Origin of the sequence: Micromonospora sp. NPDC049230, assembly GCF_040647875.1 — a bacterium.
Lineage (GTDB): Bacteria > Actinomycetota > Actinomycetes > Mycobacteriales > Micromonosporaceae > Micromonospora.
The window spans coordinates 1-20955 of sequence record NZ_JBEZCZ010000034.1 but is presented as its reverse complement, the minus strand read 5'-3'; the positions used below and the strand labels follow the sequence as shown (position 1 = coordinate 20955).

General features: G+C 72.0%; 26 protein-coding genes, 1 tRNA gene and 1 pseudogene. 4 read left to right on the top strand and 24 right to left on the bottom strand.

Annotated elements, in window-relative coordinates; genetic code table 11:
• Positions 1 to 27 precede the first annotated feature (27 nt).
• The 15 genes from AB0A95_RS25045 to AB0A95_RS24975 all read right to left on the bottom strand — a co-directional run bounded on the left by AB0A95_RS25045 (position 28) and on the right by AB0A95_RS24975 (position 11638).
• The gene (locus AB0A95_RS25045; protein ID WP_357558189.1) at positions 28 to 723 is read right to left on the bottom strand and encodes a cell division protein DivIVA; all 696 of its coding nucleotides are present in this window, start codon (positions 721 to 723) and stop codon (positions 28 to 30) included.
• Between the two features lie 49 nt (positions 724 to 772).
• A complete protein-coding gene (locus tag AB0A95_RS25040; RefSeq protein ID WP_357558188.1) occupies positions 773 to 1954 on the bottom strand; it encodes a globin domain-containing protein in 1182 nt (393 codons plus the stop codon).
• Positions 1955 to 1956: 2 nt separating this feature from the next.
• Positions 1957 to 2355 carry a group 1 truncated hemoglobin gene (locus AB0A95_RS25035; protein ID WP_357558187.1) on the bottom strand — a complete coding sequence of 133 codons (399 nt, stop codon included), beginning with the start codon at positions 2353 to 2355 and terminating at the stop codon, positions 1957 to 1959.
• A 258-nt stretch (positions 2356 to 2613) separates the two neighbouring features.
• Positions 2614 to 3204, bottom strand: a complete 591-nt coding sequence (locus AB0A95_RS25030) for a MerR family transcriptional regulator (RefSeq protein ID WP_357558186.1) — start codon at positions 3202 to 3204, stop codon at positions 2614 to 2616.
• A 200-nt stretch (positions 3205 to 3404) separates the two neighbouring features.
• Positions 3405 to 3869 (bottom strand): bifunctional nuclease family protein, encoded by a 465-nt coding sequence (locus AB0A95_RS25025; protein ID WP_030327706.1) that lies wholly within the window; start codon positions 3867 to 3869, stop codon positions 3405 to 3407.
• Positions 3870 to 4052: 183 nt separating this feature from the next.
• The gene (locus AB0A95_RS25020; protein ID WP_357067565.1) at positions 4053 to 4754 is read right to left on the bottom strand and encodes a MerR family transcriptional regulator; all 702 of its coding nucleotides are present in this window, start codon (positions 4752 to 4754) and stop codon (positions 4053 to 4055) included.
• 50 nt (positions 4755 to 4804) lie between these two features.
• Entirely contained in the window at positions 4805 to 5257 is a 453-nt protein-coding gene (locus AB0A95_RS25015) for an FHA domain-containing protein (protein WP_007071101.1), read from the bottom strand.
• Between the two features lie 215 nt (positions 5258 to 5472).
• Entirely contained in the window at positions 5473 to 5853 is a 381-nt protein-coding gene (gcvH, locus tag AB0A95_RS25010) for a glycine cleavage system protein GcvH (RefSeq protein WP_357067567.1), read from the bottom strand.
• Positions 5854 to 5913: 60 nt separating this feature from the next.
• Complete coding sequence (locus AB0A95_RS25005; protein WP_357558185.1) at positions 5914 to 6930, bottom strand: DUF881 domain-containing protein; 1017 nt, start codon at positions 6928 to 6930, stop codon at positions 5914 to 5916.
• 11 nt (positions 6931 to 6941) lie between these two features.
• Positions 6942 to 7274 carry a small basic family protein gene (locus AB0A95_RS25000; protein ID WP_030327710.1) on the bottom strand — a complete coding sequence of 111 codons (333 nt, stop codon included), beginning with the start codon at positions 7272 to 7274 and terminating at the stop codon, positions 6942 to 6944.
• A complete protein-coding gene (locus AB0A95_RS24995; protein WP_357558184.1) occupies positions 7271 to 8215 on the bottom strand; it encodes a DUF881 domain-containing protein in 945 nt (314 codons plus the stop codon). The genes AB0A95_RS25000 and AB0A95_RS24995 overlap by 4 nt, the downstream gene beginning before the upstream one ends.
• A complete protein-coding gene (locus AB0A95_RS24990; RefSeq protein ID WP_357558183.1) occupies positions 8212 to 8841 on the bottom strand; it encodes a CDP-alcohol phosphatidyltransferase family protein in 630 nt (209 codons plus the stop codon). Before AB0A95_RS24990 ends, AB0A95_RS24995 begins: the two co-directional genes overlap by 4 nt.
• A gap of 279 nt (positions 8842 to 9120) precedes the next feature.
• The gene (locus AB0A95_RS24985; RefSeq protein WP_357558182.1) at positions 9121 to 9585 is read right to left on the bottom strand and encodes a MarR family transcriptional regulator; all 465 of its coding nucleotides are present in this window, start codon (positions 9583 to 9585) and stop codon (positions 9121 to 9123) included.
• 56 nt (positions 9586 to 9641) lie between these two features.
• Positions 9642 to 10820 (bottom strand): PP2C family protein-serine/threonine phosphatase, encoded by a 1179-nt coding sequence (locus AB0A95_RS24980; RefSeq protein WP_357558181.1) that lies wholly within the window; start codon positions 10818 to 10820, stop codon positions 9642 to 9644.
• Between the two features lie 71 nt (positions 10821 to 10891).
• Positions 10892 to 11638: an SAM-dependent methyltransferase gene (locus AB0A95_RS24975; protein ID WP_357558180.1), complete on the bottom strand. Its 747-nt coding sequence runs from the start codon at positions 11636 to 11638 to the stop codon at positions 10892 to 10894.
• Positions 11639 to 11755: 117 nt separating this feature from the next.
• Here AB0A95_RS24975 and AB0A95_RS24970 point away from each other — a divergent pair, with 117 nt between their 5' ends.
• The 3 genes from AB0A95_RS24970 (at position 11756) to AB0A95_RS24960 (ending at position 13498) form a co-directional block, all read left to right on the top strand.
• Positions 11756 to 12670: a universal stress protein gene (locus AB0A95_RS24970; RefSeq protein WP_357558179.1), complete on the top strand. Its 915-nt coding sequence runs from the start codon at positions 11756 to 11758 to the stop codon at positions 12668 to 12670.
• A gap of 142 nt (positions 12671 to 12812) precedes the next feature.
• Positions 12813 to 13025 carry a phosphatidylethanolamine-binding protein gene (locus tag AB0A95_RS24965; protein ID WP_088989541.1) on the top strand — a complete coding sequence of 71 codons (213 nt, stop codon included), beginning with the start codon at positions 12813 to 12815 and terminating at the stop codon, positions 13023 to 13025.
• Complete coding sequence (locus AB0A95_RS24960) at positions 13022 to 13498, top strand: hypothetical protein (RefSeq protein WP_357558178.1); 477 nt, start codon at positions 13022 to 13024, stop codon at positions 13496 to 13498. Before AB0A95_RS24965 ends, AB0A95_RS24960 begins: the two co-directional genes overlap by 4 nt.
• Here AB0A95_RS24960 and AB0A95_RS24955 read toward each other — a convergent pair whose 3' ends face one another.
• On the bottom strand, positions 13499 to 13702 hold the full coding sequence (locus AB0A95_RS24955) for a hypothetical protein (RefSeq protein ID WP_357067586.1): 204 nt from the start codon (positions 13700 to 13702) through the stop codon (positions 13499 to 13501).
• Positions 13703 to 13824: 122 nt separating this feature from the next.
• Here AB0A95_RS24955 and AB0A95_RS24950 point away from each other — a divergent pair, with 122 nt between their 5' ends.
• Positions 13825 to 14475 carry a hypothetical protein gene (locus tag AB0A95_RS24950; protein ID WP_357558177.1) on the top strand — a complete coding sequence of 217 codons (651 nt, stop codon included), beginning with the start codon at positions 13825 to 13827 and terminating at the stop codon, positions 14473 to 14475.
• 6 nt (positions 14476 to 14481) lie between these two features.
• On the opposite strand, the gene AB0A95_RS24945 is transcribed toward AB0A95_RS24950, so the two are convergent.
• The 8 genes and pseudogenes from AB0A95_RS24945 to AB0A95_RS24910 all read right to left on the bottom strand — a co-directional run.
• Complete coding sequence (locus AB0A95_RS24945; RefSeq protein ID WP_357558257.1) at positions 14482 to 14667, bottom strand: hypothetical protein; 186 nt, start codon at positions 14665 to 14667, stop codon at positions 14482 to 14484.
• A 75-nt stretch (positions 14668 to 14742) separates the two neighbouring features.
• Positions 14743 to 16020 (bottom strand): hemolysin family protein, encoded by a 1278-nt coding sequence (locus tag AB0A95_RS24940; protein WP_357558176.1) that lies wholly within the window; start codon positions 16018 to 16020, stop codon positions 14743 to 14745.
• Between the two features lie 109 nt (positions 16021 to 16129).
• Positions 16130 to 16327, bottom strand: coding sequence for a hypothetical protein (locus tag AB0A95_RS24935; protein ID WP_030327722.1), 198 nt, complete (start codon positions 16325 to 16327; stop codon positions 16130 to 16132).
• 73 nt (positions 16328 to 16400) lie between these two features.
• The gene (selB, locus tag AB0A95_RS24930) at positions 16401 to 18158 is read right to left on the bottom strand and encodes a selenocysteine-specific translation elongation factor (RefSeq protein ID WP_357558175.1); all 1758 of its coding nucleotides are present in this window, start codon (positions 18156 to 18158) and stop codon (positions 16401 to 16403) included.
• A gap of 2 nt (positions 18159 to 18160) precedes the next feature.
• Entirely contained in the window at positions 18161 to 19465 is a 1305-nt protein-coding gene (gene selA, locus AB0A95_RS24925; protein ID WP_357558174.1) for an L-seryl-tRNA(Sec) selenium transferase, read from the bottom strand.
• A gap of 23 nt (positions 19466 to 19488) precedes the next feature.
• Positions 19489 to 19584: transfer RNA gene (locus tag AB0A95_RS24920), tRNA-Sec, on the bottom strand.
• Positions 19585 to 19597: 13 nt separating this feature from the next.
• Entirely contained in the window at positions 19598 to 20824 is a 1227-nt protein-coding gene (nrfD, locus tag AB0A95_RS24915) for an NrfD/PsrC family molybdoenzyme membrane anchor subunit (protein WP_357558173.1), read from the bottom strand.
• Positions 20821 to 20955, bottom strand: a pseudogene (locus AB0A95_RS24910) (4Fe-4S ferredoxin); the annotation flags it as partial. The pseudogene AB0A95_RS24910 and the gene nrfD, both read right to left, overlap by 4 nt.

Here is a 20955-nt window from a genome sequence, read left to right as displayed (position 1 = left end):
GGGCGGGGCGCACCCCACCCGGGACACTCATCGCTGCTGGTGCCGCGGCAACGCCGACTGACCCACCACACCACCGACGAACGGCGCCCCCGGCGTCTCCGCCGAGATCCGATCCATCGTCCGCGCCAACTGCTCACTGCCATCATCGAGATGCCGCGCCGCCGCCTGCATGTGCGACACCATCATCTCCCCGAAGATCCGCAACGCCTCCCGGGTGGCCACCGTGTCGTCGAAGCTCGACCCCGCCGCGCTGCGGTACTCCGCCACCGCCCGCTCCGCCTCCTGCTTAGCCTCCGCCTCCGCCGCGTGCAGATAACTCTCGTACTGCACCCGCGCGTACTCGGCGACCCGCCGCGCATAGTCATGCGCCTGCGCGATGATCTGCTCCGCCTCCCGCTGCGCCGCGGACAACAGATTCACCTCCCGCGCCGCCGGGGTCTTCCCCGCCACCCCCGTGCTCGGGATCACCCCGTGCCGGTGCAACTCCACCCGGTCGGTCAACCGCTCATTCTCCGCCCGCAACGTCGCGAGCTGCGTCGCCAACACATCCAACTCGTCGGCGATCTGCATCCGGAACCGGTCCACATCGGCGTTGTCATAGCCGCGACGCGCGAACGACGCCGCCCCGAACTGCCACCGCCGCACCCGATCGGCGGTCATCCGCACCTGCACCGCGCCGGACACCTGCATCCCGTCGTACCGACTGATCGGCGTCGCACTCACCTGTGGCCGCCTCCGTTCACCACTGCGGGGCCCCCCAGCTCACTCCTCGTCACCTGTGCCCACCTCCCGAGATGTCATCGACGGTCGACTGCTGCACCGCCGTACGCCACGCCGGGCCATACCACTGCTCACCCAGGCCCTCGTGATGCACCTGACCCGAGTGGAAACCCGCCTGGAGCAACGCCCGCACCGCGTACGACACCATCTCGTCCGACCCGCACACGAACACGTGCCGAGAACGCCAGTCACCGTCGGCCAACGCCCGATCCACCGCGTGCAGGAACTCCCCGGGCCGGTGCACATCGGCACCCACCACATAGGTCACCGTCAACCACGGGTACGACGACGCCAGCTTGTCGATCGCCTCACTGTCGTACAGCTCACTGCGGGAACGGGCCCCCACGTACAGGTCCACCCGCCGGCGCGAACCCTCCGCCGCGACCTGCTCCACCAACGCCTTAACCGGCGCCCAGCCGGTCCCCGCGACCACCAACAACAGATCACTGGAACCCGCCGCCCACAACCCCAGCCGCTCCCCGACCGGCGCCGCCAGGTGGATCCGATCCCCGACCGACGACCCGTACACCAGCCGCGACGACACCGCCCCACCCGGCGCGGCCCGCACATGCAACTCCAACGTGCCGTCCGCCCGCGGCGCGTTCGCCGGCGAGTAGTACCGCCACGACCGCACCGACGGATGCGACACCCCGATCGACTGACCCGGGGTGAATGGCAACAGATACTGCGGACGCACCGTCAACACCGCCACGTCGAACGCCCGCCGCTCGTGCGCCACGATCTCCGCCACCCACCACGGCGGATTCACCGCCTCGGCGGCCTGCGCGGCCTCCGTCATCACCTGGGCCACCAACCCGTACGCGGCCGCCCAGTCCGACGCCAACTCGTCGGTCCACTGCTCGGCGAGGAAATGCTGCAACGTCGCCAACAGCGCCTCACCGACCGCCGGATAGTGCTCCGCACGGACCGCGAACTTACGGTGGTCCGCGCCGAGATCCTGCAGGAAACCCACAAGCCGGTCCACCTGGTCCACGTTGGACACGATGTGCCCCAACGCGGTCACGAGACGGTCCCGCTGCCCGGCCATGTTCGTCGGGAACATCTGCCTCGTCTCAGGATGAGCGAGGAACAACGTCGAATAGAAATAGAGCGGCACCTGATCACCGTGCCCGGCGACCACCGACCAGCTCTGCTTGAGTTGGGCCGCGTCCACGCTCAGGCGTCCGACCGGTCTCCGGAGGCCACCACCTGGTCCTGCACCTGCCCCAGCACCGCCTGAACGTCGGCCAGGATGTCACCCGGCACACCCAGCTCGCTCAGCGTCGCCAGCAGGTGCTCGCCCACCTTCGCGTAGTGCTCCACCGGAATGTTCAACGGCTGGTGCGCCTCGGCCAACCCACGACCCGTGTACTCGTTCGGGCCACCCAGCACCGTGGTCAACATCAACGTCAGGTGCCGCCGCTGACCCACCATCTCCACCTCGGCGAAATAGCCCGCCAAAGCCGGGTCGGCCAACACCTTGTCATAGAACAGCTCCACAGCCGCCTTGACCGAGCTGGCACCGCCAATTCGGTCGTAGTGCGACTTGGGGGCAGCCTCTTCGGTAACCGTCACGGTCGTTCCTCCGGGGGTGAAGGGTCGATAACCGTGTCGGACCATAGCGTGTCAATCGCCCGGGGTCATTGCCGCCCTATCGCGTTCCCGACAACAGGACGAAACGCAGCGTCACCACTACCGACGGGTATCTCCACAATCGGCCACCGCAACGACACCCACAGTGTCCACAGTGGAACGAAGTCACCCACAGACGCCACCCACCGTCACCGACGGTCGCGAGAAAACCAACCCGAAAAAAGGCGAACGCCCCTACGCTCAGCCAGCCCGCCGTCGCGCTCGCCGCGCCGCCAACTCGTCACCCACCGGATCCGACCCCACCACGGGCTCCACCGGCGCGCTCGTCGCCGGCTCCGCCGGCAGATGCGACAACGACCCCTGGATCTCCTTGAACGCCCCACCGATGGCAATCCCGAAGACACCCTGGCCACCCTGCAACAGGTCGACCACCTCCTCCGGAGACCGACACTCGTACACCGTCGTCCCATCAGAGATCAGCGTGATCCCGGCCAGATCCTCCACACCACGCGACCGCAACGCCTCGATCGCCTTGCGGATGTTCTGTAGGGACACCCCCGCATCCAACAACCGCTTCACGACCTTCAACACCACCAGGTCCCGGAACGAATACAACCGCTGCGTCCCCGAACCAGAGGCGTCCCGCACGCTCGGCACCACAAGCGCCGTCCGCGCCCAGTAATCCAACTGCCGGTAACTGATGCCCACCGCGTGGCAGGCCGTCACACCCCGGTAGCCGACCGAACCATCACCGTCGACCGCCACACCTGGCGACGACGCAGCCGACTCGTCGAACTCTCTGCCTGGCTCGGGATCCTGCGGCTCGTGCATCCGGACAACCTCCCCCGTCAGTGCGGCGACGCGCCGTTTCCTCCGACGCGCACCCCTCGACACGGCAACCCTATAGCCACCTTCAGGGGTTACCACGGAGGAACCGACACGACACGCCGCGCAGCCCACCGAGAAAGATCACCAACCACACCGGGGCACCACCCACGGTGACACCCGGGAGCACAGCCCCCACGGCCCACTCAGCCCGCGAAATCCTCCGGACGCACCTGCTCCAGGAACTCGCGGAACTTCTCCACCTCGTCCTCCTGCTCATCAGGAATGACGATCCCCGCCTCACTCAGGACCTGCTCAGCACAACGAATCGGCGCACCGACACGCAACGCCAACGCGATCGAATCGCTCGGACGCGCCGACACCCGCACCCCATCGCCAATCAACAGATCCGCGTAGAAGACGTTCTCCTTGAGCTCAGTGATCTCCACCGCCTGCAAGGGCGCCTTCAACGCCGCCAACACGTCCCGCAAAAGATCATGCGTCAACGGCCGGGCCGGCTTGACCCCCTGCTGCTCATAAGCGATAGCCGTGGCCTCGACCGCGCCGATCCAGATCGGCAGATAGCGGTCCCCCTCGACCTCCCTGAGCAGGACGATCGGCTGGTTGCTAGGCAGCTCCACCCGAACTCCGACCACGCTCAGCTCGCGCACCGCCGCCTCCGTGTCGTCGTCACCTACGCACCGCGCCCTCTCCCTGCACGGTACACGGACCGCGACACGGCCGTCCCGTCCGCTACAGCACCACGCCCGCGCCAGAAAGGGGTTACCCCGGCAAGCCTACGGCACGCTTCCCGGAAGAGATCTTTCCGCTCAGCCACCACTCACCGGGCACCCTCACCGACCCAACGTCGAACGCAGACCCACCCGCACCAACGCCGCGTGCAACTGCTCCGACAACGCCACCAACTCACGCGCCGTCTCCGCCGCCCGAGCCCGCGCCGCCGGATCACTCTGCCGCGCCAACGGCGCCACCAACTGCGCGAACAAACCGACCTCACGGTCCGCCGCCGTCCGATAACCCCGCAGGTGCCGCGGCTCCAACCCGTAGGACGCCAAACCCGCCACCGCGGACGCGATGATCAACGCATCCGCGTCATACCACCCCGGCGGATCCGACACCACCACACCGAGCCGCTCCAGCTCCACAAGCGTCGACTCGTCGATCCCACTACGCGCCACCAGATCCGACCGGCCGAGCCGCACCTGCGACGACTCGACCGGCTCCACCGACTCACGACCCGGCACCGCACCATCAGGACCAACCGCCACCAACGCCGGCCGCGACCGCCCCGGCTGCTCACCAGACGAATCCCACTGGGCCAACTGCTCACGGATCACCCGCAACGGCAGGTACTTGTCCCGCTGCGCGGTCAACACGAACCGCAACCGCGCCACATCGTCCCAGCTGTACTTCCGGTAACCCGCCGCCGTCCGCTGCGGCTCGACCAAACCCTCAGCCTCAAGAAACCGCAACTTCGAAATCGTGGTGTCCGGAAAATCCACCCGCAACTGCCCAAGCACCTCACCGATGCTCATCAGCGGCTGAGACCGAGCCGCCCCGGGTGACGTGGAGGCCGCAGGCTCGTTCACCCCCGGCCGGCCTCCTCCTCCGGGCGCGGACCGGCGATGAACACCACCCGGAACTTACCGATCTGAACCTCATCACCATTGCTCAACGTGGCCGCCTCAACCCGCTCACGATTCACGTACGTGCCATTCAGGCTACCCACGTCCCGCACCGTGAACGTCCCACCATCACGGTGGAACTCCGCGTGCCGACGCGACACCGTCACGTCATCAAGGAAGATGTCACTGTCCGGATGCCGGCCACTGGTCGTCACATCGTGGTCCAACAGGAACCGGGCACCCGCATTCGGACCTCGACGAACCACCAGCAGCGCCATACCCGGCGGCAGCGAACCGGACATCCGGCTCGGCACCACATCGGTATCCGGCCCTTCCAGCACTTCGTCGAGCGAACCGAGATTGAGCGTCGAAGTGACGTCGAGTGGGGGGAACTCGTCGTCTGGCCGCGTCATGGGACCACCTCACGGATCTGTTCGGTCGGCGTCGGGTAATGGCGGGTCTGGCCGCCGGGCGCTTGTCCACCCGGCGGCTGGCTCCCCGTGCCCGGGAAGGCAATTCCACAACGCTCAACTATTTGGGTTCTCGGTCGACTGGGCGAGCCTAGCCAGCGCCGAAATGCAGGGCAACCGGACGCGCGCACACCGCCCACGCACCGGATCACGCACACTCAGCCTTCGGTGATCTTCTGATAAGCAGCCGCCGTCAGCAACCCGTCCGTCGCCGTCGGATCGTTCGGCGTGATCTCCACCAACCAACCCTCACCGTACGGATCAGTGTTGATCAACTCCGGTGTGTCACCCAACGCCTCGTTGCGCGCCGCAACCGTACCGGCCACCGGCGCGTAAATCTCCGACACACTCTTGGTCGACTCGATCTCACCCAACGAATCACCGGCCGCGACCACCGCACCCGCCTCGGGCAACTGCACGTACACGATGTCACCCAGCGCGTCCTGCGCGAAGTGCGTGATACCGACCCGGATCGAACCCGTGCCGTCACCCGCCACCCACTCATGCTCGGCGGTGTATCGCAGATCCTCGGGAATCACCAGACGCGTCCTTCATCCATCGGTGCCCCGGACCACCCGGGTCCGGCGCGGCCGCGCCGGTCAGGAGACCGGACGGGCGTGTTCCAACTTGATCGGCGCGTGCAGCGCCGAAACCTCGGCAACCTCACGCTCCCCAAACGTCACGTTACCGCCGACACCCCGGACCGACGCCACCACCCCACCAGGAATGTTCAACGCCGTACGCATCGTCGCCGGATCACCGATCACCGTGATCGTGAACGGCCCCGTCAACCGACGCCCCTCCACCACCAACGACCCGTTGTCCCCATCGAGGAAGTACGTCGACGCGATGATCCGCACCGTCGCCCGATCACCACCGGCGATCTGCATCGCCTCCGCGCCCGCACCCCGCAACTCCTGCACCGCGTCCAACACCCGAGTCGCCGTGATCGGCTTGACACCAGCCTCGAACTGCACAGTCAACCCCGGCCCCACCGCCGGCAACGTCCCCGCCAGGATGCCCAACTCGTTCGCCCGCCGCGTCGCCTCGTCCAACGCCGCCTGACGACCCTGCTCACCCGAGCGCAACTGCCGCTGACTGTCCTCCAACGCACGGATGTCCTGCTGCAGACGACTCTCCCGGGCATCCAGATCCGACAGGATCCGCACCAGGTCCTCCTGACGCGTCGCCCCCAACGTCGGATCCGTCGACGTCGTCTTCAACTGCACGACCAACGTGAAACCCAACAACACCAACAACGCCACGATCATCACACCGGCCGTACTCCACCGGAACCGACCCGCCGCCACCGGCACCGCCGACACCCCGACCGGCTCGGCCAACCCGTCCGAACCCGCCACCGGCTCCCCGGGCCGCGACACCGCGTTCAGATCCACCGTCGCACCGTCGTCGACCGGCTCCACGCCCGACTCCCCCGCCGGCTCCTCGTCCGGCCGCTCCTGCGGCCCCACGGGCTCCTGCGGGGCCAACGGACTCAGCTCATCCGGATCCGGCGCGTCCGGACGCGGATCCGGCTCACCCGCCGGCCCACCCGGGCGCGTCGGCCCACCCGGCTGCGGCCACCCCGTCCCCGTATCGCTCTGCTCATCACTCATCGCCGTCAAACCTACGCCCGGAACAGGTGCCGACGGATCGCCGCCACATTGCCGAAGATGCGCACACCCAACACGACCACCACACCAGTGGACAACTGCCCGCCCACCCCGAGCTGGTCACCCAGATACACGATCAGACCAGCGACCAACACGTTCGAGATGAACGACACCACGAACTGCTTGTCGTCGAAGATGCGGTCCAACCTGGCCCGCACCCCACCGAACACCGCGTCCAGCGCGGCCACCACCGCGATCGGCAGGTACGGCTGCAACGCCGCCGGCACCGTGGGATCAAGCCACACACCCAGCACCACACCGGCAAGCAACGCCAGCACCGCGATCATCGGCCACCTCCGGAGGGGCTAGCGGTCGTCGTCGAACCGGACGACCCAGGACTGCCGGACCGGACACCCGACGCGAAAGGGCTCGGACTGACCGACGGCTTCGCGTAGCGTAGCTGCGGCTCCGGAGCCGCCGGCAGGGTGAGGTCATCCGCCTCCCGCACACCGAACGACAACCCGGTCTTCTGCGCGACCTCCCGCATCAGATCCGCGTTCCGACTGTTCTCGAACTTGCGCCGCATCGAACCCGGCCCGATCGCCGACACCTCGTACGGCCCCGTCACCGGCCGGAAGTCCACAAGGATCGCGTCACCCGCCGTACGGATCGTCGACGTCGAGGTCAACCGCTGCCCATTGATGGCGATCGCCTCCGCACCGGCACTCCACAGCGCATTCGCCACCCCCTGCAAGTCGCTGTAGAGCACCCGCGACGGCCCCGCGCCAGCACCCGTCACCGCGTCCGCCTTACCCGGCCCGTCCGCCAACCGCACCACCGCACCGTCGCCGCGCACCCGACCCAGCCCGGTGCTCGCCTCCAGGTCCCGCAGCCGCGCGGCGGTCGACCCACTCAACGCCGCGTCCCGCTGCCGACTGACCTCCTCGCGCAGCTGGTCCGCACGTGTGGACAACCTGTCGGTCTGACCCTCCCGCTCCCTGATCTGCGCCACCAGACCGGAACGAGCCTGACTGCGCCCCGGCTCGTCCGCCACCGTCTGCCGGTACGCCACCGCGAACAGGAAACCGAGCAGCACCACCACGACCACACTGACCGACCGCGCCGGCCAGGCACGCCACCCCCGGACCGGCTCGGTGGACGCCGAGCGCCGGCGGGCAGCCGCCGCATCCGCATACCCCGGATCCAGTGGATTGCGAAACAGCTCGGTGAGGAAGTCCGGCGCGTACACCCGATCCGGGCGGGGTTTGCCCGGCTGCGGCGCGCTCACGCCACCGCTCCCGGGCCGCGCACCGCACGCACCAGCCGCGCAGCCTGCACCACGTACATCCCGCCGGCCACCCAGTAGAGCACCAGCCCCCACCACGCCAACGCCCAGCCGATCGCGGCCGTCGCCGTCGCCGCCGCGGCCCACTCGCTGGCCAACAACAGCACCGGGAACGCCGCCAGCAGAAGGAACGTGGCGGTCTTACCCACGTAGTGCACCGGCGGCGGCCCGTACCCGAAGCGGCGCAGCACCGCCAGCGAGCCGAGCAGCAGCAGCTCGCGGGCCAGCAGCGCCGCGGTGAACTGCCACGGCACCACCTCCCGGGCGGTGAACGCGACAAGGGTGGCGAGGATGTAGAGCCGGTCGGCGAACGGGTCGAGCAACTCCCCGAGTCGACTGACCTGGTGCAGACGACGCGCGATCCAGCCGTCGACCCAGTCCGTGGTGCCGCCGATGGCCAGGACGACGATCGCCGCCACGTCGGCCCGCTCGACCAGGAACAGATACAGGAACAGCGGGACGCCCAGCAGCCGCACGAAGCTGATCAGGTTGGGCAGGGTGAGCACCTGGTTGCCGGGGGCCTCGTCACCGGTGTCCCGCGGTTGCTCTGCCCGAGCCGGACGCGACACCGATCCTCCTCCACGGCACGGACCCCCGGCCGACGTCGTACGCGTGCTTCGGGCCGACCAGCGCCAGCCCCGCCCCGGGTGGGGTCTCTTCCCTGATCCGGCCCGTGATCGTCGAGATCACGGGCCGGGTAAGTGCGCTGTCACTATATCGGGCTCGCCGCCCGCTTCCCCGGTGCTGTCACGTGTGGCTCGGTGCGGCGGTGCCGCACTGTGGTGGGGATCACCATGCCTAAAGCGTCCTAGGATAATAGTGGAAGGGTGGTGGGTGCGGGCTCGCGCTCAGGCCGTCTGGACCGCCGAGTCGGTCGGCTGCTCGGGCACCGACTGCGCCGCCGCGTGGCCGAACGCCACCAACGACAGCAGCAGATCGTGCTGCATCCTCGCCGGCATCCGATCCAGCACCGCCTGCACCGCCCGCTGCCGGCGCTCGGCCAGCTCCCCCAGCAGCGTCAGCGCCGCGGGGGTCGGCACCAACCGCACCTCGCGCCGGTCGCGGGGATCGGCCATCCGACGCAGCAGCCCGGTCGCCTCCAGCCGGTCGCAGAGGCGGCTCGCCGACGACGGCACCACGTCCAGCAGCTCCGCCAACGCGTTGACATTGGTCTCCGGTCGACTGGTGAGCAGCGTCAGCACCCGCAACTGGGTGGGCGGCACCTGGTGCCGCGCCGCGGCCGAGTCGAGCACGGCGATCAGCGTCCCGGCAGCCGCGTCGATCGCCGCGGCGAGATCCGCAGGTCGCTCCACGTGATGTCCCCTGCCGTTGTCGCGCTGCTGCCCGCCAGACGGGTTGACCGGGACCATCACCTACTGTCCCGCCCACGCGGACCGTGCCAGTCCAGACACACCACGACGGCGTCGTCGCGCAGGTCGGAGTCCGCATGGTAAGCGTGCAGCTCGCGCATCACCGTACCAACCGCCTCGGTCGCCGGCTGCAACCGTGTGGCGCGCAGCGAACGGGCCATCATCCGCTCCCCGTACGGCTCCCGGCCCGGCGGCTCGGCGGCCCACACCCCGTCGCTGACCACAACGAGGCGGTCACCCGGCGCCAGGTCCAACTCCTGCACCTCGTACCGGGTCTCGGCGAACATCCCCAGCGGCAACTGCTGGTCCAGCTTGATCGACTCCACAGTGGCCCCGCGCATCCGCAGCAGGTGCGGGGAGCCCGCGTCGACCGCCCGCGCCCGGCCGGTGCGCGTGTCCACCTCGAGCAGCAGGGTGGCCACGTACCGGCGGCCCCGGTGCTGGTAGAAGACCGTGTCCGAGGCGAGTTCGGCCTGTTCGGCAAGGCCGCCACCGGAGCGACGCGCGTTGCGCATCGCGTTGACCGTCACGGCGGTCAGCATCGACGCGGCCAGACCACTGCCCTCGCCGTTGAGCGCCGTCACTGTGAGACGGTCGCCGTCGAGAGACCAGTCGAAATGGTCCCCACCCACCGTGTACGCCGGCTCCAGTTGACCGGCCAGCTGAAACGCCTGGTTGGCGACGCTGCGACCGGGCAGCAGATCCCACTGCATCTCGGCCGCCATCGTCAGTCGCTCACGGCGGCGGGCCCGCCGGTACCTGTCGGTCCCCCGGTCCGCCGCACGCATCGCGACCGCGAGCGCGGCGGCGATGTCGGTCGCCTGCCCGGTAACCGTCGGATTCGGTACGGCGGGAAGCTCGACCAACAGCACGCCCAACCGCTCCCCCCACACCGTCAACGGCAGGTAGAGCCGGCAGGGGCCCTCACCGGCGGCGTCGCGGACCGGTTGCTGGCTGCTGAAGCACCGCTGCGCCACGGTGTGGCAGGCCAGAAACCCGGCCGCCGGCAGGTCCGGGTCCAGCAGCGGCCAGAGGCCGCTGATCCGGTAGTCAGCCACGAACACGTCGGTGCGCAGCGCGCCAAGCGTCGACCGGATCGCCTGGTCCGCCGCCTCGGCCAACTGGTCGGGCGGGGCCTCGCGCAGCGCGCGCGACACCACGTCCGGCGGGTCCACCATTGTCGTCCTCTCCAGAAGCTTGCTGTAGGGCAAGCATCATACGGACACCCCGAGGCGGCGAATCCCCGCGGTCAGTCGGCGTCACGGGTCGCGAGCACACAGTGGAACGCGTCGGGCACCCGCGCCGGCGGACCCGTCGGCCGCCACCGCGCGACCGGCACGATCCCGTCCGCCGTCGGCGCCCAGCGACCCAGCAGCGGCGCGAACGTCGACGGCTGGCGCATCCGAAACTGTGGCCCCATCATCGCCAGCGCCTGCGGGTGACCCGCCAACTCCTCGGTGTCGAAGTCCAGGACGAGCAGGCTGCCCGGCGCCGCGGCGGCGTACAGCTCGTCGAGCGTGCGGGTCAGCGTAGCGTCATCGAGGAACGCGGCGAGCCCAAGAAAGACCACCCCGACCGGCCGACGGCCCCAGCCCGGCACGAACCGGCGCAGCTGCGCCGGGTCGATGGTGCCGATGTCTGTCGCGTCACCGAAGCCGTAGCCGGCCCGGTCGCTGCCGGCGAGGATGCTCTGCCCCAACCGGATGGTCACCGGGTCGACGTCGGTGTAGAGCACCGTCGCGTCGGTGGCGACCTCGTGCACGTTGCCCATCGTGGGCACCCCGGCACCGAACACCAGGAAGCCATCCACGCCGTGGGCGAGAGTGGCCCGCACCGCCCGCCCCAGGAACGCCCGCAGCTCCCGGAACACCGGCGCGCACGGTCCGTACGCCTGCTCGAACGCGCTCGCGGCGGCCACGTCGACCGGGAAGTGGTGCTCCCCACCGAGCCAGAAGTCGATCATCCGGCCGGTGCCCGGTTGGTCCGGTTCACCCATCGACGATTCTCCCTCCCGGACCAGTGGTCGCCAGCGTACCGACCCCGACGCGCTCGGCGGTATCGCGACGCGGAGACGCTGCCGCCCGCGATACTGGCCCCGAGCGGAAGGTGGGCGGTGAACTCGGCGAACAACGCGGCGGTGGTGGTCGGCGTGGACGGCTCGCAGCCGGCCCTGCGCGCCGTACGCCTGGCCGCCACGGAGGCGGCGCTCCGACGTCGGCCCCTGCGGGTCGTGCACGGGTTCATCTGGCCGCTGCTGCACGTGCCGGTCTCCCCCGCCCCGGACGCGCCGCCCGGCGGTGGGCTGCGCCATCGGGCCGAGGAGTTGGTCCAGGCCGCGGTGGCCGAGGCCGAGGCGACAGCACCGGGGCTGTCGGTCGCCGGTGAGATCATCGACGGTGAGGCCGCCGCGGTGCTGGTGGGCGAGTCACCGACCGCCGCGCTCATCGTGCTCGGCGACCGGGGGCTGGGTGGCTTCTCGGGGCTCGTGGTCGGCTCGGTCGCGGTGCAGGTCGCCACGTACGCCGACTGCCCGGTGCTGGTGGCCCGCGGGGCGCAACGGCCCGACGAGCCGGTGTTGGTCGCGGTGGACGGCTCGCCGGCCTCCCGGCTGGCGGCCGACTTCGCGGCCGAGACGGCCGTGGCGCGCGGCGTGCCGCTGGTGGCCGTGCACGCCTACCGGCATCCGGGCAGCAGTGGCCCCGGCGACATGCAACCCCTGGTGTACGACGAGGCGACGCTGCACGGCGAGCGGGAGCGCATGCTCGCCGAGTGGTTGACCGGGCTCACCGAGCACCACCGGGAGCTGCGGTTGACCTGTCGGGCGGTCCGCGGCCGGACCGGCGCCGTGCTGGCCGAGGCGTCCGAGGCCGCGCAACTGGCGGTGGTGGGCGGGCAGGGGCGCGGCGAGGTGACAGGGTTGCTGCTGGGGTCGGTGAGCCAGTCGATGCTGCACCACGCCCGGTGCCCGGTCGCCGTGGTCCACGCCCCCGGCTGGGCGCCCGAGGTTGGCCGGCCGCCAGACGGGTAGACGGCCGCGGTACGCCGACGGCGACGAGGACGGCGGATGCCCCGACCGACGAGGGTGCCGCGTGCCCGGACCGCCGACGGCGGCGCATGCCCCGAGCGCCGAAGGCGGCGCAGGAGCCCAGACCCGACGAAGGAGGCACCAGATGCCAGGACCACGGCCGGGCAGTAACGCCTACGACAAGCAGCGGGCGCGGTTGCGCAACGCGATCGACGACTCCGGACGCCGGGTGCCCGACGGTAAGGCCAACCAGGTCGCCAACCGGATCCTCCAGGAGGATCGCGGCCAGCGGGGCGTGGTGCGCGGCGACCGCACGTACGGCCCCAAGAGCGAGCGCGAACCGGGCGACCCGAAGTGAGCAGGGTCGACATTGCCGACGGCGCCATCGCTGGCGCCGTCGGCAGCACCGCGCTGAACGTGGTCAGCTACCTCGACATGGCCCTGCGGGGACGACCGGACAGCGACGTGCCCCAGGAGACCGTCGACCGGCTGGCCGGGATCGCGCACGTCAGTTTGGGCTCCGACGGCCGGGCGGCGAACCGCCGCGCGGGCCTCGGGCCCCTGATCGGCTACGGGCTGGGCATCGCCGCGGGCGTCGCGTTCGCGCTCTACGCCGGTGGTCGCCGCCAGCCGCTGCCGCTGGCCACCGGCCTGCTCGGCGCCGGCGTGATGACGATGACCGACGGGTCGATCACCGTACTCGGGATCAGTGATCCCCGCACGTGGCGGCGCTCCGACTGGATCTCGGACATCATTCCGCACCTCGCGTACGGGCTGACGGCCGCCGCCACCTGGAACAGGTTGCGGCGGCCGTCCGGGCGCACCCGTTAGTTACCGGGTGCCGCTGTCGTCGTCGGCCACCGGCTCACCGGCCGGGCCGTACGGCGACACCTGTCCCTTGGGCACCGGCCGACCCTCGTCACCGCGTGACGAACCGCGGTTGAGTGGATGCCCGGTCGGCGTGGGCCCCTTGCTGTCCTGGCTGGTGGCTCCCTTGGCGTTGCGCCGGAACTCCTCCTGCTGCGGGTTGACCACTGGGTGTCTCCCTCCGGTACGCGGGCGGCATCGACCGCCTCCACCGCCGGCATACCCGTCCGCCCCGGCGGCATTCCGGCGGTGCGACGGCTAGCGGGCCGCGCGGTGGGTACCCCTGCGGGGTGGGCAACGATCGAACGGTGGCGCGGGTTCTGCTGGACCGGCGGGGCAGCACGTACGCCGAGGAGGCCGGCATCCAGCTCGCCGACCGCCCCCGTCCGCTCTACCAGCTGCTGGTGCTGGCCACCCTGCTGAGCACCCGGATCCGGGCGTGCCTGGCGGTGGACGCGGCGCGGGAGCTGTTCGCCGCGGGCTACCGCACGCCGCAGGCGATGGAGGCGGCCAGTTGGCAGGACCGCGTCGACGCGCTGGGTCGGGCCCACTACCGCCGCTACGACGAGCGGACGGCCACCATGCTCGGCACCGGCGCCCGACTGTGCCTGGACCGTTGGCACGGTGACCTGCGCCGACTGCACCGGGAGGCCCGGGGCGACCCGGCCGGGCTGCGCCGCCGCCTCACCGAGTTTCCCGGCATCGGCCCCACCGGCGCGGACATCTACCTGCGTGAGGCTCAGGCGGTCTGGTCGGATGTGCGCCCGTACGCCGACCGTCGGGCCCTCGCCGGGGCGAAGCGGCTGGGTCTGCCGGGCTCCCCGGACGGGTTGGCCGGCCTTGTCGACGAACCGGACTTCGGCCGGCTCGCCTCGGCGCTGGTGCGGGTGGCGCTCGGCGAGGAGTCCGCCGGCGAGGTCAGCCGGGTCGCCGCCCGCTGAGGCGGCTCACTTCACCGTCTTGTCCCCCGGCCGGGTCAGGTGCCACACCAGCAACGCGGCGAGCAACGCCAGGACCACCACTCCGCCGGAGATCCCACGCCCCTCCTCGGGACTACGCCCGGCGCTGCCGAAGTAGATCACCGTGAGGCCGGCCAGCACCGCGACGAACGTCCGCAAACCTCGGTCCTTCACGAATACGCACCGTAGGCCGACCGCATCCGCCCGTGCGGGTGTTCGGTGCCGGTGTCCCCCGACCGGGCGACCCGGTCAGCGCTCGACGGTGAACCCGCGCAGCCGCACGCGCCGCACCGCCCGGTCGGCGACCTCCACCACCTCCAGGGTCAGCCCGGGAAGTCGGACCGTCTCCCCCGGCCTGCCGGGCAGGTGCCGCAGCCGGGCCAACACCAGCCCGGCCACCGTCGTGTAGTCACGCGACAGCGGGAAGCTCAACCGCACCCCCAGGTCGGGCAGGTCGTGCAGCGGAAAGTCACCGGGCACCAGCAGGGACCCGTCCTCCTCCCACAGCACCCCGCGCACATCCCTGTCGGTTTCGTCGTACAACTCGCCGACCACCTCGGCCAGCAGGTCCTCCATGGTGACCATGCCGTCGATCCCGCCGTGCTCGTCGACCACCAGGGCCAGTTGTTGGTGGTCCTGGCGGAGCTGCCGCATCGCGTCGGCGACCGGCAGGGTCACCGGCAGCAGCACCGGCGGGCGCACCCGCTCCCCCACCGGTGCCGTGCCGGCGCGTACCAGGTCGCGGATGTGCACCACCCCGAGCACCTCGTCCAGACCGCCGGGGCCGGTGACCGGAGCGCGCGACCGTCCGGCGGCGGCGAGGCGGCGGACCCCCTCGTCGGCGCTCAGGGTGGCCGGCAGCGTCGTGACCTCCCGGCGGGCCACCAGGATCTCCCGCAACGTCCGGCCGGCGATGTCGAACGCGCCGGTCAGGATCTCCCGCTGTTGCGCCGACAGGCCGCGCTGGCTGGCCAGCATCTCCCGCAGCTCGTCCTCGGTCATCTCCGCGCGGTTGGCTCCCGGGTCGCCGCCGGCCAGCCGCACCACAGTGTCGGTGGCCCGACTGAGCAGCCACACCGCCGGCCGGGACACCCGGGCGAGCAGGTCCAGCGGTCCGGCGCTGAGCAGCGCCCAGCGCTCCGCCCGCTGCATCGCCAGTCGTTTCGGGGCCAACTCACCGAGCACCAGCGTGACGAACGTCAGCAGCACCGTCACCAGCAGCACCGCGGCGGGGCGGGCCACGCCGCCGAGGAAGCCCAACGGCCCGACCAACGGCCCGGCCAGCGACACCGCGGCCGCCGCCGAGGCGAGGAAACCGGCAAGGGTGATGCCGAGCTGGATGGTCGCCAGATAGCGGTTGGGATCGCGGGACAGCCGCACCAGCCGCTCACCGGCGCCGCCCCGCCGACCCAGCCGCCGCAACTGCCCCTCGCGCAGCGTCACCAACGCCATCTCGCTGCCGGAGAGCGCGGCGTTGACAAGCACCAGCACCGCCACCAGCGCCAACTGCACGAGCTGACCGCCCATCGCGCACCCCCGTCCGCCGCCTCAGGTCACTCAACCGCAGCGGGGCCGGCTCCGGGTCCGGTTTACGCCCGCGCCACCGCTCAGTCGACCTCCAGGTCGTCAAGACCACTCAGTCGACCTCCAGGTCGTCAAGCGAGATGGCGTGGGTCATCAACCAGCGGGCCAGCGCCGACATGCCGAACAGCCAGAGCGGCACGGACTCGGTGGGGCCGTTGGTGGCGTAGATGGCGAACCGCAGATCCGGCGCCCGGTACGCCTCGATCCGCCACCGGTGCTGCCGGTCCCGCCAGACCGCCGAAGGGTCCATGGCGTCACCGTAGGTGACCACCACCGCCCCGGGGGCCGGTTAGCGCCGCACCACCGGCTCGGAGGGGCGGGGCTCAGGTGACGACGATCCGGGCGTCGTCGGGCAGTCGGCGGGTCGCGCCGCGCCGGTCCAGCAACTCCAGCAGCGGCACCGCCACCCGCCGGGTGGTGTCCAACGCCTGCCGCGCCGCGGAGAGGGTGAACGGCTGCGGCAGCCCGGCCAGCACCCGGACCGCGCCGTCGAGCGCGTCGGGCAGCAGCACCACGTTGTCGGCCAACCGCAGCAGCGCGCCGGCCCGCACCGCGGCGCCGATCTCCCGGGGGCCCAGACCCAGGTCGACGAGACGGTCCGCCTCGGGAGCCCGGAACGGGCGGTCGCCGTACTCTTCGCGGACCCGCCGCACGGCCCGCGCCACCGGCTCGGGCAACCCGTCGGCGGCGCCCGCCGCCCCGACCCGACCGGCGTGCACACGCAGCGGCGGCCGGACCAGCGCCTCGACGAGCACCCGGTCGGGCAGGGCGAGGCGCTGGCGCAGCGCGTCCACCGGCATCCCCGGCTCCAACGGGTGCTCCCGCACGTAGCGGGCGACCTCCTCGGTGACCTGGTCGCCGAGCCGCCGCCAGTGCTCGGGGTCGGCCAGCCAGTCACCGGCCACCGGCGCGACGTGCACCGGCACGCCCATCCGCAGCAGCGCACCGGCCCGGACCAGTCGGCGGCGGCGCAGCTCACCGACCAGGTCGGGTCGACCGTCCAGCTCGGCGAGGACCTGCGCGCGGGCCACCGCGGCCCCTCGGCGGGCCAGCGGCGGCGGCGCCACGTCCAGCACCCGCACCCCGCCGGTCACGTGGTGCCGGCCCGGGTCACGCAGCAGCGCCCGGTCGCCAACCAGCAGCGGCAGCGGGCGGGACAGGCGCAGCCGTACGGTGTCCACACCGAGCGGTCGCACCCGGACCGGCACCGCCGCGGATCCGACGTGCAGGGTGAGGGTGGCCGGCAGGTCGGCGGCCGGGTCGCCGGTGAGGCGGACGTCGATCAGGTCGGTGTGCGCGAACCGGCCCGGGGTGAGCAGCGCGTCACCTCGACCGAGCTGGTCGCGGGAGGTGCCGCGCAGGTTGACCGCCACCCGGGCCACCGCGGCGGCCTCCGGGTGGGCCTCGCCGAGCGAGTGCAGGCCACGGACCCGGACCGGTTCGTCGGCCCCGGCCAGCTCCAGCGTGTCGCCCACCCGCAGCCGACCGGCGCCGAGGGTGCCGGTGACGACGGTGCCGCTGCCCCGCACGGTGAAGCTGCGGTCGATCCAGAGCCGGACCGGGTCGTCCAGCATCGGCGGCGGCAGGCGGGTGGCGAGCCGGTCCAGGGCGGCCCGTAGCTCCGGCAGACCCGCGCCGGTCCGACCGCTGACCGCGACCGCCTGCACCGCGCCGAGACTCGTCGCGCCGATCTCGGCGCGGGCGCGGGCCGTCGCCGGCCCCGGATCGGCCAGGTCCGCGCGGGTCACCGCCAGCAGGCCGTACGCGACACCGAGCGCGTCGAGCGCCGCCAGGTGCTCGGCCGACTGCGGCATCCAGCCCTCGTCGGCGGCTACCACGATCAGTGCCGCCGGCACCGGGCCGACACCGGCGAGCATGTTCGGCACGAACCGTTCGTGCCCGGGTACGTCGACGAAGGCGACGGTGCCGCCGGACGGCAGCGTCGTCCAGGCGAAGCCCAGGTCGATGGTCATGCCCCGGCGGCGTTCCTCGGCCCACCTGTCGGGTTCCATCCCGGTCAACGCCCGGACCAGTGTCGACTTGCCGTGGTCGACGTGCCCGGCGGTCGCGACGACGAACACGCTCAGTCGTCCCCGGGTACGCGCAGCACGGCCGCGCGGACCGCCTCGTCGGCGTCGGCGGGCACACAGCGCAGGTCGAGCAGGAGCCGACCGCGCACCACCCGGCCGAGGACCGGCTGTTCTCCGGTGCGCAGCGGCGCCGCGTACCGCTCGGGCAGGCTCAGCGCCCACGAGTCCAACTCGACACCGGGGGCGCCGCCCCCGCCGACCACCGCGAGGGCCGGCACCACCTCCGCCTTGCGACCGTCCGCGCCGAGCCGGTCGCGCAGCCGCTCCACCCGTCGGCGCAGCACGGCCGGGTCGGCGTGCAGGGCCGCCCGGGTGGGGGTGGCCGGTTGGTGCAGGGTGGCGGCCAGCGCGGCCAGGGTGAGCTTGTCCACCCGCAACGCCCGGGCCAGCGGGTGGCGGCGCAGTCGGTCGATCAGCGCGACGTCGCCGAGCAGCAGCCCCGCCTGCGGGCCGCCGAGCAGCTTGTCGCCGCTGGCGGTGACAAGCGCGGCGCCGGCGCGCAGTGTGCTCGTCGCGTCCGGTTCGTCGGGCAACAGCGCATCCTCGGTGAGCAGACCGGAGCCGATGTCGGCGACCACTGGCACGCCGAGGGTGGCCAGGTCACGCACACCGGTGGCCGAGGTGAAGCCGGTGATCTGGAAATTCGACGGGTGCACCTTGAGCACGAAGCCGGTCTGCGGGCCGAGCGCCGCGGCGTAGTCCGCGAGCCTGGTGCGGTTGGTGGTGCCCACCTCCCGCAGTCGCGCGCCGGTGCTCTCCAGCAGGTCGGGCAGGCGGAAGCCGTCGCCGATCTCGACCAGCTCGCCCCGACTGACCACGATCTCCCGGCCGGCGGCCAGCGCGGTGGCGGCCAGCACCAGCGCGGCGGCGCCGTTGTTGACCACGTGCACGGCCCCCGCGTCGGGCACGGCGGCGGCCAGGGCGTCGAGCGCGTTCCGGCCCCGGCGGGCCCGCCGACCGGTGCCCAGGTCCAACTCGACGTCGGTGTGCCCGGCGGCGGCCACCACCGCGGCGAGGGCGGCCGGTGACAGTGGCGCCCGACCCAGGTTGGTGTGCAGCACGACGCCCGTGGCGTTGAGCACCACGCGGGGGCCGGGCGCGGGCAACGCGGCGAGCGCGGCGTCTCGTACCTCGTCGGGGTTGATCTCGCCACGGCGGGCCCGGTCCTGCGCGCGCACGACGACCGCCTTGACCTGGTCGCGGCCCAACGTCGCGGTGGCCGCGGCCAACAGCGGGTCGGCGAGCAGCGTGTCGGTGCGCGGCACCCGACGTCGCGGGTCCACCGGCCCGTCGCCCATCGCGTCATCTCCTGCGAGCGGTTTGGCGGAGACGGACGGGAATCGAACCCGCCTGGCCCGGGTCCCGGACCACTCCGGTTTTGAAGACCGGGAGGGGCACCAGCCTCCTGAACGCCTCCACCGGACATTCGATCACACCGCCGGCGGGTCCGCCCGATCAGCTGGAAGATCCATGCCGGCCCGCCGGTCGTCGACCCGCGCACGCTGCGGCACCACCGTGTACCGGGGGTCCCGTGCGGAGGCGACACCACCATAGAAGATGCCGAACCGGGTCAGCACCGACGCCGCCAGCAGCGCGGTCCCCGACAGCGCCCCGAGCACCCGACTGCGCCGACCGAGCAGGGCACCGGCGACCCCACCGGCGGTCAGCAACCGGCCGGCGCGCAGCAGCCGACCGGGCCGACCCAACCGGTAGGGCTCGCTGAGCAGGCCGAGGCGGGTCTCCACCCGATGCGCGCCGTACAACTCCAGGGCCGCGCCGGCCACCGCCATCCGCCGGGCCGGCCCCGCCTGCGCCGGTGGCGCGGCGAGCAGACCCACGCCCGCGCCGCTGGCCAGGGCGCTGCCCGCGAAGATGACAGGCAACTCGGGGTACGCCTCGTGCCACGACGGCACCGCCGTGTCGGCCAGCAACACCCCGGTGTACGTGGCAAGCGCCGGCGCGGTGCCTGCGGCGAGCAGCCCGGCGGCGTGCCCGAGCGGCGGCAACACCCTGCCGGCCAGCCCGAGCGGACCGTGGCGGGGCAGCACACCGGCCGCCTCGGCGATCGCGGCCACACCCGCCGCCGGCCCGTACGCGGTGAGGATCCAGGTGCCCATCGACATCGGCGAGGTCGGCTTGGCCACCCGCAGCATGTGGTGGAACCGCGCCGGCCGGCCCAGGTCCCTGATCAGGAAGACGGCGCTGGCGCTGACGGCGACCACCGCGGTGACCCGACCGGCACGTCGCAACGCCGGCCGCCCGGTGAGCTGCCCACCCGCGGCGAGCAGCGACGAGCCGGCGGCCAACCCACCGGTGAACAGGTACGCCGCGATGTCCCACTTCCAGACCGGCGCCTTGAGGATGGGCCGACCGTAGTACGACGTGAACTCGGCCTCCGGCACCCGCAGTTCCTCGCCGCCGCCTCTGCGCCGCCCACCCCGCCGGCCGGAGGCTCCGCCGCTTCGGCGCACCGTCACCTCGCCCCGGCGGCTGCCGGTGGCACCGTCACCGCTGGCGGTGTCCCCGTCGCCCGGGTGGTCGGCACCGCTCGCGGCGCTGGGGCGTTCGTCGCTCGCCTGTGGTCGGTCGCCGCCCTCGGCGGCGAGCCGCTCCCGGAAGCGACGGAACCGGTCGCCCACGGGGCGCGGTGGGGTCATGAGGAACCTCCGACGAACGCGGCGACGGTCGCCGCCGCCATGGTGAGGGCGGCGAGGCCGGCGCGTTTCCACATGGCCGGCAGGTCCCGGGTCGTCACCACCGGGTCCGGTGGCAGCCCGTACACCTCGGG

Excerpts from the sequence above, each read along its gene's own strand:
- AB0A95_RS24940 (WP_357558176.1), bottom strand. The coding sequence starts at position 16,020 with ATGGGCGGTCAGCTCGTGCAGTTGGCGCTGGTGGCGGTGCTGGTGCTT.
- AB0A95_RS24980 (WP_357558181.1), bottom strand. The coding sequence starts at position 10,820 with ATGGTGGACCCGCCGGACGTGGTGTCGCGCGCGCTGCGCGAGGCCCCG.
- selA (WP_357558174.1), bottom strand. The coding sequence starts at position 19,465 with ATGGGCGACGGGCCGGTGGACCCGCGACGTCGGGTGCCGCGCACCGAC.
- AB0A95_RS25030 (WP_357558186.1), bottom strand. The coding sequence starts at position 3,204 with ATGCACGAGCCGCAGGATCCCGAGCCAGGCAGAGAGTTCGACGAGTCG.
- AB0A95_RS24935 (WP_030327722.1), bottom strand. The coding sequence starts at position 16,327 with ATGGACCCTTCGGCGGTCTGGCGGGACCGGCAGCACCGGTGGCGGATC.
- AB0A95_RS25015 (WP_007071101.1), bottom strand. The coding sequence starts at position 5,257 with ATGACGCGGCCAGACGACGAGTTCCCCCCACTCGACGTCACTTCGACG.
- AB0A95_RS24965 (WP_088989541.1), top strand. The coding sequence starts at position 12,813 with ATGCCAGGACCACGGCCGGGCAGTAACGCCTACGACAAGCAGCGGGCG.
- AB0A95_RS25005 (WP_357558185.1), bottom strand. The coding sequence starts at position 6,930 with ATGAGTGATGAGCAGAGCGATACGGGGACGGGGTGGCCGCAGCCGGGT.
- AB0A95_RS25000 (WP_030327710.1), bottom strand. The coding sequence starts at position 7,274 with ATGATCGCGGTGCTGGCGTTGCTTGCCGGTGTGGTGCTGGGTGTGTGG.
- AB0A95_RS25020 (WP_357067565.1), bottom strand. The coding sequence starts at position 4,754 with ATGAGCATCGGTGAGGTGCTTGGGCAGTTGCGGGTGGATTTTCCGGAC.
- nrfD (WP_357558173.1), bottom strand. The coding sequence starts at position 20,824 with ATGACCCCACCGCGCCCCGTGGGCGACCGGTTCCGTCGCTTCCGGGAG.
- AB0A95_RS24975 (WP_357558180.1), bottom strand. The coding sequence starts at position 11,638 with ATGGGTGAACCGGACCAACCGGGCACCGGCCGGATGATCGACTTCTGG.